The 556-nt window shown below is 75.0% G+C and carries 1 protein-coding gene; it reads right to left on the bottom strand.

Annotated features, from left to right (window positions below; translation table 11 throughout):
* Positions 1-100: 100 nt before the first annotated feature.
* A partial coding sequence (locus NS184_RS16810; RefSeq protein WP_242863098.1) for a DUF6264 family protein occupies positions 101-556 on the bottom strand: 456 nt, incomplete at its 5' end.

Here is a 556-nt window from a genome sequence, read left to right as displayed (position 1 = left end):
CGTCGGGATCGTGGTTCGACGCGCTCAGGCGCCGTCGCCGGGTTCGACGCGCTCGGGCACCGCCGCACTCGACGTGCTCGGGCGTCGCCGGACCGAACGCTCAGGCGCCGCCGGACTGGCGGAGCACCGCCTCGACGAACCGCGGGTCCTGCATCACCACGACGAGGAACGCGGTGACGCTCACCGCGGTCGACACGGCACCGCCCAGCAGCGGCACCCAGAACGTCCAGCGCCGCGCACGCAGCCGACGGATCGACCACCAGAGCGTGAGCGCGAAGAGCACCACACCGGCGACGGCTCCGACGACCGCCGCGGTCGTGAGCGCCGACGGGTCGGAGAAGGTCGTGTAGCGCTGCTCGAACGTCTGGCGGACGGCGGAGGCCACCTGCCCGACCAAGAGCGACTGCAGGACCGACCAGAGCCCGAGGACGAGGAGGCCCACGGTCGCGCCGAAGTCGAGGGGCGACCGACCGAACCGGCTCGACGGAGCGGCGCCGGCCATCCCGTCACCCGGGCGCCCGTCACCGGGGCGACCCGCGCCGTCCCGCCCGGCGCC

It is taken from the genome of Curtobacterium luteum (assembly GCF_001475545.1).
GTDB lineage: Bacteria > Actinomycetota > Actinomycetes > Actinomycetales > Microbacteriaceae > Curtobacterium > Curtobacterium luteum_A.
Note: the sequence above shows the minus strand (reverse complement) of the source record. Positions and strands in the feature narration are given on the sequence as shown.